The following is a 13,023-nucleotide window of genomic DNA, read 5'->3' on the forward strand; positions in this document are numbered from 1 at the left end:
GTCTAATCCTCAGTAGCTCGCCACGGCGCGGTAGCGGTTGCCCAGCGCGGCGAACATCGCGCTGGTGTCGACATTCGCGCCGGAGACGGCGTTGGTGGCCGGTGCGGCACTGGCCAGGCGGGCATCGCTGCCGTAGCTGCCCAGCGCGCTGTTGCCCGGCAGGTTGGCCAGGGCACGGCTGATGGTGGCGCCGTTGGCGATCGCGGTCAGCTTGGAGGCGTAGTGCGGATCGGTGGCGTAGCCGGCGCGCTGCAGTGCGGTGGCGAAGCGGTGCGTGTCCTGGCCGGTGCCGCGCGCGGCGGCGTAGCGGTCGTTGCCCAGCAGCCGGGTGTAGTCGGCGAAGCTGTCGGCGGCCGAGCCATAGGCGCGGAAGTTGGCACGTTCGGCATGGCGCACGCCGTTGGTGTATTCGGTGGTGGCGACGTTGACGCTGTCGCCGTCCCAGCTGCTGCCGGCCTTGATGCCGAACAGGTTGTTGGAGGTCACGCCCTGCTTGCCGGCCAGGCGACGGCCCCAGCCGGTTTCCAGCGCGGCCTGGGCGACCAGCGCCTTGGCCGGCACGCCCAGGGCTTCGGCGGCTTTCTGCGCGTGCGGCCAGATCGACTGGACGAAGGCTTCCGGGCTGCTGCAGTCCAGCTGACAGTCGCTCAGGTCGAGTTCCTGCGGCGCCTGCGGCATCGCCATCGCCGGCATCGCCTGCAGCGACACGCCGGCGCTGGACGAGGCCAGCGACAGGCTGCCGCCGGTGGCCACCGGCACTGCGCCATTGGCGCTGGTCGGCGCGCGCAGCGGCAGCTGGCTGGTGGTGAACGGGAACGCGGTGCCCGAGGTGCTCTGCGGGCGCAGCGGCATCGGCGCGCCGGTATTCGAATGGGCCGAAGGCAGCGTGGTGTCCAACGCCTTCGTGTCCTGCGCACCGCCGTTGTCGCGGCTCAGCTGCTTTTCGATGACCGAGGACAGACCCAGGCCGCGGCCCTTGGTCAGTTCCTTGGCCAGCTGCTGGTCGTACATGTCGCGATAGGTGGTGTCGTTGCCACCCAGCGGATCGCCGCCGGTGGTGCTACGCATCGACTTGACCAGCATTGAGGCGAACTGGGTCTCCAGCTCTTTCGAGGCTTTCTTGATCTGCTCGGGCGAAGCCGTAGTCGACTTGCTCAACGAGAGTGCAGTGGTGCCGGGCAGCTGCATGGTCATGACGGAAGGGCCGGGTGGCGGTGCGTTGAAAGGTGTGTGTCCTTCCTAGGCAAGTCCCGTGCCGCGGCTTGTCGATTTCCCGTCACCGGCGGTGTTGGCGGCCCTTGAAACGCAACGCCCCGCCGTTTCATGCGAAAGGGCGGGGCGGGTCGAACGCACTGGGCGCAGAAGGGTTAGATGATTTCCAGCTCCGCCCGCAGGGCACCGGCGCGTTTGAGCGCTTCCAGGATCGCGACCAGGTCGCCTGGGGCGGCGCCGACGGCGTTGACCGCGCGGACGATGGCTTCCAGCGAGGTGCCGCCCTGGAACATGAACATCTTGCCGCCCTCGCTGGTCGTGCTGATCGTGGACTGCGGCACCACCGCGGTCTGGCCGCCGCGCGAGAACGCCTCGGGCTGGCTGACCAGGTTGTTCTCGCTGATCGAGACGGTGAGCGAGCCATGCGACACCGCCGCCGGCAGCACCGAGATGTTGCCGCCCATCACCACCGTGCCGGTGCGCGCATTGACCACCACCTTGGCCGCGGCCGCGCCGGGGCTGACGTCCAGCGATTCCAGCTGGGCCATGAAGCCGATGCGGTTGTTGCCGGGTGCGGCGACCTGGATGGTCACCGGGTCCACGGCCTGGGCACGGCCCTCGCCGAAGGTGCGGTTGACCGCATCGACGATCCGCGAGGCGGTAGTGAAGTCGGCCTCGTGCAGGTTCAGGGTGACCACGCCGTTGTCAGCGCCGCCGCCGGGCGCGGCGCGCTCGACCGTGGCGCCGTTGGGGATGCTGCCGCCGTTGGGCGCGTTGACCGAGATCTTGGAGCCGTCCTTGCCCGAGGCGCCGAAGCCGCTGACCACCAGCGTGCCCTGGGCGATCGCGTAGATCTGGCCGTCGGCACCGCGCAGCGGCGCCATCAGCAGCGCACCGCCGCGCAGCGAGCCGGCGTTGCCGATCGAGGACACGGTGACGTCAATGGTCTGGCCGGGCTTGGAATACGGCGGCAGTTCGGCCTGGATGGCCACCGCGGCGACGTTCTTCAGCTGCGGATTGGTGCCCGGCGGGATGGTCACGCCCAGCTGGTCGAGCATGGTCTTCAGGCTCTGCACCGTGAAGGGCGTCTGGCTGGTGCGGTCGCCGCTGCCATCCAGGCCGACCACCAGGCCGTAGCCGACGAGCTGGTTGCCGCGGACGCCGGCCACCTGGGCCAGGTCCTTGATGCGTTCGGCCTGGGCCGGTGCGGAAGCCAGCGTGGCCAGGGCCAGCGAGGCGGCCACGAGGGAACGGAAGAAGGTCGCGCGCATGATGGCGATGCTCAGTACGGTGCAGCGGCGGAGTTGAAGAAGCGGCCCAGCCAGCCCATGGCGTTGGAACGCGCCACGGCGCCGCGGCCGCCATAGACGATCTGCGCGTTGCCCACGCGATCGGAGGTGACGCGGTTGTCCGGGCCGATGTCGGCGATGCGGACGATGCCCTGCACCTGCACCAGCTCGTCGCCCTGGTTCAGGCGCAGCTGCTTCTGGCCGGACACGCGGATGTTGCCGTTGCCCAGGCGCTCGACCACGGTCACGGTCACATCGCCATCCAGCGAGTTGCTCTGCTGGGTGTCGCCGGCGCCGTTGAAGCCGCGCTTGGCGTCCACTTCGGCCTGCAGCAGGTTCTTGCCGTTATAGGTGATGCTCTGGCCCAGGACGGTCGGCGCGCCCATGGCGATCGACGAATCCTTGCTGATGCCCGTCTTGGCGTTGGACTTGGCGCTGGTGCTTTCCACCAAAACGATCGTCAGCAGGTCGCCGACCTCGCGTGCCTTGTTGTCCTGGAACAGGCGGATGCCGCGATTGCCGCTGCCATCGGAGGCGCTGGCGAAGATCGAGCCGCCGCCGTCGCCCACGCCCGGCCGCGCGTAACCCTGCGCCACCGCGCCGGGCTGGGCCTGGCTGGAAGCGGGCTGCGCGTAGCCGGGCGGGACCGGCTGCGGCGGCACCACGCCGTTGGGCGCGGGCGGCTGTTCGGCGAAGGGACGCACATCGCCCATGACGGTGGCGCAGCCGGAGAGCGCCCCGAGGCAGGCAATGACAGCGGTGGCAAGGACGATGCGCATGGCGATCACAGGTTCTGGTTGAGGAAGCCCAGCATCGAATCGACGGTGCTGATGGCCTTGGCGTTGGTTTCGTAGGCGCGCTGGGTTTCGATCATCGAGACCAGCTCTTCGACGCTGTTGACGTTGGAGCTTTCCAGCGAGCCTTGGATCAGCAGGCCGGCGCCGCTTTCGCCCGGGGCGCCGGTCTGGGCCGGGCCGGAGGCGCCGGTTTCCGAGTACAGGTTGCCGCCCATCGCATGCAGGCCCGGCGGATTGACGAAATCGGTGATGGTCAGCTGGCCGACCTGGGTGGCCGCGGCCTGGCCCTGCAGCTGGACGCTGACGGTGCCGTCGCTGCCGATGGTGATGCTCTGCGCGCCCTCGGGGATCTGCAGGCCCGGCTGCACCGGATAGCCTTCGTTGGTGACCAGCTCGTTCTCGGCGTTGACCTGGAAGGCGCCGTCGCGGGTGTAGGCGCTGCTGCCGTCCGGCATCAGCACTTCGAAGAAGCCGCGGCCGTTGATCGCCACGTCCAGCGCGTTGCCGGTCTGGCTCAGGTTGCCCTGCACGAACGACTTGGCCGTGGTGGCCACGCGCACGCCGGTGCCGGTTTCCATGCCCGAGGGCAGCATCGTCTGCTCGGAGGTCGCACCGCCGGGCTGGCGCTGGGTCTGGTACAGCAGGTCCTCGAAATTGGCACGGTCGCGCTTGAAGCCGGTCGTGTTGATGTTGGCGAGGTTGTTGGAAATGACCGCCATGCGCGTCTGCTGCGCGTCGAGGCCGGTCTTGGCAATCCAGAGCGCCTGGGTCATGGCGGTTCTCCGTCAGGAAAAGGTCAAGGAATCAACGCGAGGACAACAACGAGTTGGAGCTCTGCGCGGTTTCATCACCGCTGTGCAAGACGCGTACCTGCATCTCGAACTGGCGCGCCAGCTCGATCATCGACACCAGCGCGCCGGTCGCATCGACGTTGCTGCTTTCCAGCACGCCGGTGGACAGGGCCGCGCCGGTGGCCGGCGTCGGCGCCGGCGCGCCTGGCGCCTGGCGCATCAGGCTGTCTTCGCCGCGCACCAAGTTGGCGGTGCTGGTCTGGACCACCTGCAGGCGGCCGATCTGGGTCATGGATGAAGCCGGCGAGCCCTGCGGGATCACCGAGATCGTGCCGTCGGCGCCGATGTCCATGCCATCGTTGGGCGGGATCACCATCGGTGCGCCGCCGGCATCCAGCAGCTGCAGGCCTGACGAGGTGGTGAGCAGGCCGTTCTGGGTGATTTTGAGGTCGCCGGCGCGGGTGTAGGCGGTGCCGCCGTTCTTGTCCTGCACGGCGAACCAGTTGCCTGGGTTCAGGGCCACGTCCAGCGGGTTGCCCGTGGTGCTGAGCGATCCGCTGGCGTCGGAGACGCCGACCATGCGTTCGGCCGTGGCCACGCGCGAGGCCAGCCCGTTGCCGGTCACCGGCATGGCCTGGGTCGCGCTCAAGGTGGCCTGGAAGCCGACCGTGTTGGCGTTGGCCAGGTTGTGCGAATTGGTGGCCTGCGCCTTCAGCGTGGCGCTGGCGCCGGTCATGGCGATGTAGAGGGCTCTGTCCATGCCCAACACCCTGCAAGTGCCGTGCCGCGGCGCCCCAAAAGGAAAGCGCCGGCACGGGGCCGGCGCTTTCAGGTTGCTTCTGCCCCCGCCCTTGCGAAGCAGGGGGAGCTCGAAGTCGCGTCCTAGCGACTGAGGGGGAGGGGCTGGCTTTTCGCTTTTGCCGCGAACAGCACCCCACCCCGACCCTCTCCTCCGCGCTACGCGCGCAAGGGAGGGAGTTACATCAGCGATTACCGCAGGTTGATGATCGTCTGGGTGATCTGGTCCTGGGTCTGGATCATCTGCGCGTTGGCCTGGAAGTTGCGCTGGGCGCTGATCATGTTCACCAGCTCGGCGGTCTGGTCGACGTTGGAGGCTTCCAGCGCGCCGCCCTGGATCAGGCCGAACTTGGATGTGCCCGGTGCGCCGCGCAGCGCCTGGCCCGAGGCGTAGGTCTCGGAGAACGAGTTGTCGCCGTTCTGCTGCAGGCCCTGTGGGTTGGCGAACATGGTCATGGCGACCTGGCCGATCGACTTGGTTACGCCGTTGGAATAGCTGGCCTGGACCACGCCTTCGGCCGAGACCGAGATGCTGGACAGGCTGCCGGTGCCATAGCCGTCCTGGTTCAGGGCCGACACCGCGAACTTCTGGCCGTACTGGCTGGAGGTGCCCAGGTCGACAGTGAGGGCCATCGGGCCGGCGCCGCCCGGCGGGGTATAGGCCGGCAGGGCGATGTCGCCACCGACCGGGCTCACCAGCGCGCCGGCCGAGTCATAGGTCAGGGTCTGCGGGGTGCCCACGTCATTGCCGTCGATCTGGGTCTGGACGGTCCACTCGTTGTCGTTGGCGGTCTTGGTGAAGTACAGCGACTGGCTGTGCGAGGCGCCCAGCGAGTCGTACACCGTCAGCGAGGTGGTGTGGTTGTAGGTGGTCGGGTCGGCCGCGTTGAACGGGCTGTTGGTCGGCACCGTCGCGTTGCCCGGCAGGGTCACGCTGGCCTGGACGCTGGTGGACACCTTGGGCGCGGCATCGCCGGTGGCCAGCTGGATGTCGGTCATCTTGCCGGTGTTGAAAGTGGTGCCATCGGCATTGGGCTGGAACACCTGCAGGCGCTGGCCCGACGGATTGACCACATAGCCCTGCGAATCGGTGCTGAAGTTGCCGGCGCGCGAGTAGACCGTGCTGCCGTTGTTGGACAGGGTGAAGAAGCCTTCGCCCGAGACCGCCATGTCCAGCGCGTTGCCGGTGAAATCGATGTTGCCCTGGGTGAACTGCTGGGCCACGCGCTGCAGGCGCGCGCCGGCGCCGGTGGCGTTGCTGGCCAGGCCGTAGGCCGACACGGCGAACACGTCGCCGAACTCGGCGCGGCTGGTCTTGAAGCCGGTGGTGTTGGAGTTGGCGATGTTGTTGGAAACGACGTTCAGGTCGGACGAGGCGGCGTTCATGCCGCTCAGGGAAATGCGGAAGCTCATGGGAAGGTCTCCGTGAAAACGTGGCGGGACGTGCGGTTCGTGGAAGGGAAGGGCGGGTCAGGCCCTAGCTGACGCGGCGGATGGACGACAACGGGAACCCGCCCACGCCCGCAAGGTTCAGGGTGAGTCCGGAGGACTCGATCGAGACGCTGTCCACGTGCGCCAACACCCCGATCTCCAGGGAGGTGGCCTTGGACACGTCCGAGGCGGCGACTGAACCGGTCACCGCTTTGAGCGAATAGGTGCCAGAACCGGCGGCGGTGCCGCTGTCGGTCAGGCCATCCCAGTGGAAATTGGTCGCGCCGGCGCTGGTCGCATCGACCTGCAGCGTGCGCACCACGGTGCCGTTGCTGTCGGTGATCTGCAGGGTCACCGGGCCGGAGGTGGCCGCGGTGATCTCCCCGTCCAGGCTGCCGCCGGCCGTATGGCTGATGGAGGAGGCCGTCACCATCGCGTCGTGGCCGACCAGCGAGGCCGCGCGCAGCGTCTGGTCCGATTCCATGACGCTGGCCATCGAGCCCATCGCCGTCTGCATCTCCTCGATGCCCTGCACGGTGGAGAACTGCGCCAGCTGGCCCAGGAACTGCTGGCTGTCCAGCGGCTTGAGCGGGTCCTGGTTCTTCAGCTGCTCGGTCATCAGCTTGAGGAAGTCGGCCTGGCCGATCGCGCCGGTGGAGGCGGTCTTGGTCGTGGTGCTGGAACTGGTCAGGCCCAGCGAGGCGAGCTTGGTGGTATCGACGGTGGCCATGGTCAGGCGGTCTCAGGTGGCGGTGCGGTCAATCGGGCGAGGGGGCGGGCCATCAGCGGCCCATGTTCAGGGTGGCGGTCGCCGTTTCCTTGGCGCTGTTGAAGACCTCCACGTTGGCCTGGTAGCTGCGCGTGGCCGAGATCAGGTCGACCATCTGCGCCACCGGATCGATGTCCGGCGCGTACACGTAGCCATTGCCGTCGGCCAGCGGATTGCCGGGCTCGTAGCGCTTGATCGGCGCGGCGTTGGAGTCCTGCACCGCGGCCGTGCGCACCCCGACCAGGGCCGGGTTGTTGCCGACCTGTTCGGTGGTGAAGACCGGCTGCTTGGCGCGGAAGACGGTATTGGGATCGCCGGACACCGAGTCGGCGTTGGCGAGGTTGGAGGCCACCGTGCTCAGGCGCACCGACTGGGCGTTCATCGCCGAACCGGCGACGTCGAAGATGGGCAGGTTGCTCATGGCGATGCGTTCCTTACTGGCCGGTGATGGCGGTCAGCATCGACCGCACCTTGGATTCGACGAAGGACAGCGAGGCCTTGTATTCCAGCGTCGCCTGGGCGAACGCCGCGTTCTCGCGGTCGCCGTCCACGGTGTTGCCATCCAGGCTGGGCTGGCTGGACGGGCGGTAGAAGTGCGCCGCCGCGCTGGCCTGGCCGATCGCATTGCCGCCCTCCAACGCGTTGCCGCCGGCGCCGGGCGCCTGCAGGGCCGCGCTCAGGGCCGCATTGAAGTTCAGGTCCTGGGCCTGGTAGCCCGGGGTGTCGGCATTGGCGATGTTGGCCGACAGCAACTGCAGCCGCTGCTCGCGGATGGCCAGCGCAGTGCCGTGGATACCAAGGAAATCGGACATGGGACGCTCCGGGGAAAAGGTTCACCCCCGACAAGGCAAGCGCCGTGCCACGCCTGCTGTTGCCAGCCCCACGCCGGCATCCCGACAGCCCTTGCCGCGCCCGCCTGCACCCGTTCCCGCGCGCGCTGCTTCTATAGGCAGGCCGCTGCAGCGCCAAAATCAGATCGCCGCCAGCGGCCTGCAAGCGTGATCCAGCAAGGCTTTCGCCAAAAAACCGGCGCCGGTGTTTGCCAGAAGAAGCATTTCGGCAAAGCGGCAATCGTTCACCGCCCTGCGCCGGACCCTCACCCCAACCCCTCTCCCGAGGGGAGAGGGGCTCAAGCGTTGCTTCCCGTTTGCTGCCGTTGCACACGCTCGCCTTGGCTTCTGTTTGGGCTCTGCTGTGCCTGGCCTGGCCTGGCTTCGCTTGGCTTTGGCTCTTCGCATTTGATCCACCGAGCCGTAAAGCGAGCCGAGCACCGCAGGCTGAATTGGCCGAAGAGGCGCGGGTGTCTGAGCGAAGCGAGTTCCCGCGCCGTGCCATTTCAGGCGAGGAGCACAGGGCACCGATGCGGCTTCACCGCATCGGCTCGCGTCCCGGCGAAGACGGTTTTGCCTACTTTTGCCAAGGCAAAAGTAGGACGCGCCAAAGGCGCGGAAGCCTTTGCTTTCAACGCAGGCCAAAGCGAGCGCTGGGGCACAAGACTTGCAAAACCCCAACCATGAAACGCCCAACCCTCCAACGCGTCCTATTGCTCGCGGCCCTGGCGACCTGCAAGGCTCAGGCCGCCACCACCGGCCTGCAGCCGCTGGACAGCGTCCGCGCTGCCGCGCTCCAGGCCGTCGGCGGTCCCCAGGCGCAAGGCGAGGCCCGGTTGGATTCCAGCCTGCGCCTGCCCGCCTGCGGCCAGCCGCTGCAGGCAGTGGCTTCGGGCACGCGCATGGCCCAGGTCCGCTGCGACGACGCGCCGGGCTGGAAGATCTTCGTCCCGGTCACCGTGCGTCGCGAGGCCGACGTGGTCGTGGTCGGCGCGCCGCTGCGCCCGGGCCAGCCGCTGTCCGACGCCCAGCTGCTGGTCCAGCGCCGCGATCTGGGCACCACCGAGGGCGCAACCTTCAGCGATCCGGCCCAGCTGGCCGGCAGCGTCACCCGCCGCGCCCTGAGCGCGGGCGACGTGGTCACCGCCGCCGACCTGCAGGAGGGCGAACCCCTGAAGCGCGGCGACCCGGTGGTGCTGGTCTCGCGCGTGGGTGGGGCCGAGATCCGCATGCCCGGCGTGGCCCTGGGCAACGCCCAGGTCGGCCAGCGCGTGGCGGTACAGAACAGTTCCTCCAACAAGGTCATCCGCGGCAAGGTCTCGGCCGAACCGGGGGTGGTCGAGGTCGTCCAGTGAAGCTGAACGGCCGGCTGACAAAAAATGTCACCTGCCCCTCAAGTTCCCTGCGGACCCGCCGTTACCGGGTTCGACAAAAGAACTTTGGGAGTGCCCCATGAGCTACAAGATCGACGGGCTGACGCCTGCCACGCGTGCGGCGGATGTCGCTGCGACCGTGGCCGCCAGCCGCACCGGTGGCGCCCGCAATGAACCCATCTCGGCTGCGGCCGAGCCAGACCGCCTCAGCCTGACCGGCGACGCCGAAGGACTCAAAGCCATGGGACGCGAACTCGGTGCCGCTCCGGCGGGGATCGACATGGGCCGTGTAAACGCGCTCAAGGCCGCCATCGCCGATGGCAGCTACAAGATCGACGCGCAGGCCATCGCCTCGCGCATGCTGGACCTGGACCGCGAACTGGGACGCTGACATGAGCCTTTCCAACACCGACGCAAGCCCGCTGGGCGCGCTGGAGCAGGCGCTGCAGGAAGAGCGCCGCGCCCTACTGGACAACGACGTGCTGGCGCTGCTGGCCTCCACCGAAGCCAAGGTGCGCGCCCTGCGCCAGGCCGAAGCCGCCCCGCCGGACCATTCGGCTGCCGAGCGCGTCAACGCCCTGCGCCAGCTCAACCAGGCCAACGGCATCCTGCTGGCGCGTCGTCGCCGCGAAGTGGACTGGGCGCTGCGCCATCTGGGCCGCGTCGAATCGACCGGCACGTACAATGCTGCGGGCCTGGCCGGCACGCGCGCACAGGGGCGCAGCCTCGCCGTCGTGTAACACCCATCCGTGGTGGCCAGGCACACCCTCGCCCCACGGAGTTGTCCCTCGATGAAGCGCCTCCTGCTGTCCGTCCTGTGCACTGCCGCCCTGGCCGGCTGCACCGACCACGAAGCCGAACAACGTCAGCAGGCCGCCGCCCTGGCCGCCCAACAGCAGCAGGCGTCGGAAAAACTCGCCGCCCAGTTCGACGAGGCCTACACCGCCCAGAACTGGGACCTGGCCCGCGCCCACGGCAGCGCCCTGATCGACCAGTACCCCGACACGCCGGCGGCGCAGAAGATCAAGCCGCAGTACGACGACGCCAAGGTCAAATCCGACACCGCGCGCGAAGATCGCCGCCTGGCCGGCCTGTGGAACTACAACCAGGTGATGATCGGCAAGGGCGCACAGGTCTCGGCCTCGATCATGAGCCACCTGCCATTGGACACCGACGGCAGCGGCAAGAAGCAGGACGTGCAGCTGGTCTTCCGCGACCACCCCGAGTGGAAGCAGAGTTCCTACCTGGTGCTCAAGGCCGGCGATTTCCCCTGCCTGAAGGGCTGCAAGGTCAAGGTGACCGTCGACGACGGCAAGCCCAAGGCGATGGATGCCTGGCGTCCGGACACCGATGAGGCCATCGCGATGTTCATCACCGACTACAAGGGCCTGTGGAAGTTGGCCGCGCATGCCAAGACCTTGAAGATCGAATTTCCGGTGAAGTCCGGTGGGACGCAGACGGCGGAGTTCGAGACCGGTGGGTTGGATGTGGCGCAGATGCCGGGATGGGATGCAGGGAAGTGATCGTTTTGCTTCTCTTCTGATTGCTCGACTACGCGAGCTGCCAGGCGGCGTTCGAATCAAAGGCCTTTAAAGCAAAGCTTTCACGCTGCTTCGCAGCGCGCCTTCCTTTTGTCTTGGCAAAAGGAAGCAAAACCGCCAGCGCCTGACACTCGCCGATGCTTCGCATCGGTGCCCTGTGCTCCTCGTCTGATCGGGCACGGCGCCCAAACTCGCTTCGCTCAAACAGGGCGCCTCTTCGGCCCGATCAGCCTGCGGTGCTCGGCTCGCTTTGAAGGCGCTGAAGATCAAGAGCGGAGCAACAGCAAAAGCAAAATCGGCACCGCGCGCGGTGCTGCTCTTGCTTGCGCTTTGAAATCTCCGTGAGGCGCGGCGAAGGGGCGAGGCAAAGACCCGTAGGGCGACGTGCATGGATGCACGTCGTTTTTGGAAGGGACAAGGATGTCCCTTCCAAAAATCCCTCGCCCCGTAGCGAACCTGCGAAGCGGGCGTGCCGCCCGGAGTGTGTTGACCAGACATGCGTCTGTGGAAAAGCGCTTCTTTGCCTAGCTTTCTTTGCACAAGCAAAGAAAGTAGGTCGGGCGGCGAAGCCGCACGAAAGCTCTGCTTTCAAAAGCTAAAGTGCGAACTTGCAGCGCACTGCAAGCGGAAAAGCTAGGCCGCCTTTGGCGCCACCTCAAACCTCCGCTGCAACGCCCGCCGATCCACCTTTCCCACGCCATTGACCGGCAAGGTCTTCAGGAAATGGATCTCCTGCGGCACATACGTCCGCGCCAGCTTCTGCCGGATCAGGCCCTGCAGCGCGTCGGCATCGACCGCAGGCGCGGACGGGTCCAGCACCACGAACGCCACCGGCACTTCGCCCAGGTCGTGGTGCGGCAGGCCGACCACGCAGCATTCGGCGACCGACGCATGGCGGCTCAACTCGGCCTCGATCAGCGCGGGCGAGATGTTCTCGCCACCGCGGATGATCACGTCCTTGATGCGGCCGGTGATCGACAGATAACCGTCTTCATCGAAGCGGCCCAGGTCGCCGGTGAGCAGCCAGCCGCGTTCGATCGGCTGGGCGGCATCGGTGCCGATGTAGCCCAGCATCAGCGCCTCGCCGCCGATGCGGATCTCGCCTTCGCCGCGATCAACGACCTCATCGGTGCCGGGCTTGAACAGCTTGACCACCTGGCCTTCCAGCACGGTGCCGATACTGCCGATGCGGCGCGCACCCGGCGGATTCATCGTGGAGGTGCAGGTGGCTTCGGATAGGCCGTAAGACACCAGCAGCTGCACGCCGAAGGCTTCCTCGATCTGTACCTGCAACGCGGGCGTGATCGGCGCCGAACCGCAGCGCAGGAAACGCAACGAGGGGAAGCGCTCGCCTTCCTTCAAAAACGGCAGCATGCGTGCATACATCGTCGGCACGCCGGTGAGGTAGGTCGGCGCGTAATCGCGCAGCTGCTGCACGCAGTCTTCGGCGCGGAAGCGCTCGATCAGCACCACCTGCGCGCCGCACAGGAACGGTGCGATCAACTGGTTGTTGACGCCGTTGGTGTGGTGGACCGGCATGGCATGCAGCAGGCGATCGTCCGGGGTGATCTGCGTGTGCGCGATCACGCCGCTGGCGTTGCTGTCCAGGCCGCGATGCGGCTGCAGCACGCCCTTGGATTTTCCGGTGCTGCCGCTGGTGAACAGGATCTGCGCGCGGTCGTCCGGGCTCAGGCCGTCATCGATCCAGCTGCCGTCGCCGGAAAGCGCCTCGAGTGCGATCACCTGCAGGCCCGGCACCAGCGCCTGCAGCTGCGCGCCGGCCTCGGCGTCTTCCACCACCAGGCGCAACATGCCCACGGCCAGCATGCGCTCGGCCGCGGCGTCGAGGGCCAGGCCCGGTTCCATGAAGCCGGGGCAGCCGCCGGCCTGCATCAGGCCGAAGAACGCGGCGATGGCCTCGGGCGTCTTGCGCGTGACCAGGCCGACCAGTTCGCCGCGCTGCAAGCCGTGGTCATGCGCGGCGGCCGCGGCGGCATCGATATCGCGTGCAAGCTGCGCGTAGGACACCTCGCCGAACGGGCCGATCAAGGCGGTGTGGCCTGCGGCCGCGTGGGCCTGCAGCGCGCTGCGCAGGCGATGGCTGATGGATTGGACTGTCGACACGGCGACTCCTGAGCGTGAAGCGTGGAGGACGAGATGGCGGCGTGGGGTCCGTCAGGGAAGGTGCCGGC

At 67.7% G+C, this 13,023-nt stretch carries 14 protein-coding genes; 4 read left to right on the forward strand and 10 right to left on the reverse strand.

From position 1 onward, the window contains the following. Positions 1–9: 9 nt before the first annotated feature. The 9 genes from flgJ to flgB form a co-directional block, all read right to left on the reverse strand. A complete protein-coding gene (flgJ, locus tag BMZ17_RS01290) occupies positions 10–1,194 on the reverse strand; it encodes a flagellar assembly peptidoglycan hydrolase FlgJ (protein ID WP_093134252.1) in 1,185 nt (394 codons plus the stop codon). A 173-nt stretch (positions 1,195–1,367) separates the two neighbouring features. Further along, entirely contained in the window at positions 1,368–2,483 is a 1,116-nt protein-coding gene (locus BMZ17_RS01295) for a flagellar basal body P-ring protein FlgI (RefSeq protein WP_093134256.1), read from the reverse strand. A gap of 11 nt (positions 2,484–2,494) precedes the next feature. Then, positions 2,495–3,280 carry a flagellar basal body L-ring protein FlgH gene (locus tag BMZ17_RS01300; protein ID WP_093137978.1) on the reverse strand — a complete coding sequence of 262 codons (786 nt, stop codon included), beginning with the start codon at positions 3,278–3,280 and terminating at the stop codon, positions 2,495–2,497. A 5-nt stretch (positions 3,281–3,285) separates the two neighbouring features. Further along, on the reverse strand, positions 3,286–4,071 hold the full coding sequence (gene flgG, locus BMZ17_RS01305) for a flagellar basal-body rod protein FlgG (RefSeq protein WP_093134259.1): 786 nt from the start codon (positions 4,069–4,071) through the stop codon (positions 3,286–3,288). Between the two features lie 31 nt (positions 4,072–4,102). Further along, the gene (locus tag BMZ17_RS01310; RefSeq protein WP_093134262.1) at positions 4,103–4,849 is read right to left on the reverse strand and encodes a flagellar basal body rod protein FlgF; all 747 of its coding nucleotides are present in this window, start codon (positions 4,847–4,849) and stop codon (positions 4,103–4,105) included. Between the two features lie 230 nt (positions 4,850–5,079). Further along, positions 5,080–6,300, reverse strand: coding sequence for a flagellar hook protein FlgE (gene flgE, locus BMZ17_RS01315; protein ID WP_093134266.1), 1,221 nt, complete (start codon positions 6,298–6,300; stop codon positions 5,080–5,082). 64 nt (positions 6,301–6,364) lie between these two features. Next, a complete protein-coding gene (locus BMZ17_RS01320) occupies positions 6,365–7,048 on the reverse strand; it encodes a flagellar hook assembly protein FlgD (protein WP_093134270.1) in 684 nt (227 codons plus the stop codon). Positions 7,049–7,100: 52 nt separating this feature from the next. After that, positions 7,101–7,508 carry a flagellar basal body rod protein FlgC gene (gene flgC, locus BMZ17_RS01325; protein WP_093134275.1) on the reverse strand — a complete coding sequence of 136 codons (408 nt, stop codon included), beginning with the start codon at positions 7,506–7,508 and terminating at the stop codon, positions 7,101–7,103. A 13-nt stretch (positions 7,509–7,521) separates the two neighbouring features. After that, on the reverse strand, positions 7,522–7,899 hold the full coding sequence (gene flgB / locus BMZ17_RS01330) for a flagellar basal body rod protein FlgB (RefSeq protein WP_093134279.1): 378 nt from the start codon (positions 7,897–7,899) through the stop codon (positions 7,522–7,524). A gap of 701 nt (positions 7,900–8,600) precedes the next feature. Here flgB and flgA point away from each other — a divergent pair. The 4 genes from flgA (at position 8,601) to BMZ17_RS01350 (ending at position 10,813) form a co-directional block, all read left to right on the forward strand. Further along, the gene (gene flgA / locus BMZ17_RS01335) at positions 8,601–9,272 is read left to right on the forward strand and encodes a flagellar basal body P-ring formation chaperone FlgA (protein WP_175485443.1); all 672 of its coding nucleotides are present in this window, start codon (positions 8,601–8,603) and stop codon (positions 9,270–9,272) included. A gap of 97 nt (positions 9,273–9,369) precedes the next feature. After that, a complete protein-coding gene (flgM, locus tag BMZ17_RS01340) occupies positions 9,370–9,681 on the forward strand; it encodes a flagellar biosynthesis anti-sigma factor FlgM (RefSeq protein ID WP_093134289.1) in 312 nt (103 codons plus the stop codon). Between the two features lies 1 nt (position 9,682). Next, positions 9,683–10,030, forward strand: a complete 348-nt coding sequence (locus BMZ17_RS01345; protein ID WP_093134292.1) for a hypothetical protein — start codon at positions 9,683–9,685, stop codon at positions 10,028–10,030. Positions 10,031–10,081: 51 nt separating this feature from the next. Beyond that, positions 10,082–10,813, forward strand: a complete 732-nt coding sequence (locus BMZ17_RS01350; RefSeq protein WP_093134296.1) for a hypothetical protein — start codon at positions 10,082–10,084, stop codon at positions 10,811–10,813. Between the two features lie 651 nt (positions 10,814–11,464). Here the strand turns inward: BMZ17_RS01350 and BMZ17_RS01360 are convergent. Continuing rightward, the gene (locus BMZ17_RS01360; protein WP_093134301.1) at positions 11,465–12,955 is read right to left on the reverse strand and encodes a class I adenylate-forming enzyme family protein; all 1,491 of its coding nucleotides are present in this window, start codon (positions 12,953–12,955) and stop codon (positions 11,465–11,467) included. Positions 12,956–13,023: the final 68 nt, after the last annotated feature.

This window comes from Pseudoxanthomonas sp. GM95, assembly GCF_900109775.1.
Lineage (GTDB): Bacteria > Pseudomonadota > Gammaproteobacteria > Xanthomonadales > Xanthomonadaceae > Pseudoxanthomonas_A.

Bases quoted from the DNA above. Each gene is read 5' to 3' on its own strand.
- flgJ (WP_093134252.1), bottom strand. From the start codon at position 1,194: ATGACCATGCAGCTGCCCGGCACCACTGCACTCTCGTTGAGCAAGTCG.
- BMZ17_RS01295 (WP_093134256.1), bottom strand. From the start codon at position 2,483: ATGCGCGCGACCTTCTTCCGTTCCCTCGTGGCCGCCTCGCTGGCCCTG.
- BMZ17_RS01300 (WP_093137978.1), bottom strand. From the start codon at position 3,280: ATGCGCATCGTCCTTGCCACCGCTGTCATTGCCTGCCTCGGGGCGCTC.
- flgG (WP_093134259.1), bottom strand. From the start codon at position 4,071: ATGACCCAGGCGCTCTGGATTGCCAAGACCGGCCTCGACGCGCAGCAG.
- BMZ17_RS01310 (WP_093134262.1), bottom strand. From the start codon at position 4,849: ATGGACAGAGCCCTCTACATCGCCATGACCGGCGCCAGCGCCACGCTG.
- flgE (WP_093134266.1), bottom strand. From the start codon at position 6,300: ATGAGCTTCCGCATTTCCCTGAGCGGCATGAACGCCGCCTCGTCCGAC.
- BMZ17_RS01320 (WP_093134270.1), bottom strand. From the start codon at position 7,048: ATGGCCACCGTCGATACCACCAAGCTCGCCTCGCTGGGCCTGACCAGT.
- flgC (WP_093134275.1), bottom strand. From the start codon at position 7,508: ATGAGCAACCTGCCCATCTTCGACGTCGCCGGTTCGGCGATGAACGCC.
- flgB (WP_093134279.1), bottom strand. From the start codon at position 7,899: ATGTCCGATTTCCTTGGTATCCACGGCACTGCGCTGGCCATCCGCGAG.
- flgA (WP_175485443.1), top strand. From the start codon at position 8,601: ATGAAACGCCCAACCCTCCAACGCGTCCTATTGCTCGCGGCCCTGGCG.
- flgM (WP_093134289.1), top strand. From the start codon at position 9,370: ATGAGCTACAAGATCGACGGGCTGACGCCTGCCACGCGTGCGGCGGAT.
- BMZ17_RS01345 (WP_093134292.1), top strand. From the start codon at position 9,683: ATGAGCCTTTCCAACACCGACGCAAGCCCGCTGGGCGCGCTGGAGCAG.
- BMZ17_RS01350 (WP_093134296.1), top strand. From the start codon at position 10,082: ATGAAGCGCCTCCTGCTGTCCGTCCTGTGCACTGCCGCCCTGGCCGGC.